A 951-nucleotide genomic window follows, 5' to 3' on the forward strand; every position below is an offset into this window, starting at 1 on the left:
CAGCCGTGAAAGGATCAGGCACCGCGTTGAGGGTCAATCCTACGATGCCACGCTGGCGGGAGATCGGGCACGGGCCAGACGCTTTCAGCGCCGCAAGGCGCCCAAGCCGGGTCAGGAGACAGTTCTCTTTGGCGTGGTTGAGCACGTCCTGCGGGAGGGTTGGTCGCCCGAACCGATTGCCGGCACGATGAAGTCTCTTTATCCACAGCAACCGGAGCAGCGGGTGTCGCACGAGACCATCGACAACGCGCTCTACGTGATGCCCAAAGGCGAATTGCGTACCGACTTGTTGGCCTGTCTGCGGCAGGGGCGACGGGTTCGGCGGCCACGGGCTCGCGGTGAGGATCGGCGGGGTCGAATTCAGGACATGACGTCCTTGCATGTACGCCCGCCTGAGGTGGAGGACCGTCTGATTCCGGGACATTGGGAGGGCGACGTGATCAAGGGGGCCTTCAACCGGTCTGCGGTCGGTACCCTGGTGGAACGGACCCGTCGCCTGGTGATGTTGGTGTGGGTCGAGAAGGCGTCCGCCCTGGCGGCCCTTGAAGGCTTCACCCGCGTGCTCAACGGCATCCCTGAACCGATGCGCAAGACCTTGACCCATGACCAAGGCAAGGCGATGCGTGAGCATCAGCGCTTGACGGACATGACCGGTGTTTCTGTTTTCTTTGCCGACCCGCACAGCCCCTGGCAGCGCGGCCGCAACGAGAACATCAACGGACTCCTGCGGGCGTACCTGCCCAACGGCACGGACTTGTCCGGGTACAGTCAGGACGACCTCAACGCCATCGCCTGGAAGCTCAACAACCGACCGCGTAAGATTCATGGCTTCCGGACGCCTTTGCAGGTCTACAACGAGATGCTTCAAATGGCTCAGAAGTCAGAGAGCGCAGTTCATTAACCCGTGTTGCACTGGGTCCTTGAAACCGCCCTATAGTTGCGGAAATCTGC

General features: G+C 61.8%; 1 protein-coding gene. It reads left to right on the forward strand.

Features of this window, described 5'->3' with window-relative positions:
- On the forward strand, window positions 1-901 hold a 901-nt coding region (locus ACYQ1H_RS15510; protein ID WP_460028939.1), incomplete at its 5' end, for an IS30 family transposase.
- Window positions 902-951 lie beyond the last annotated feature (50 nt).

The sequence above is a fragment of the Methyloparacoccus murrellii genome, from assembly GCF_054657115.1.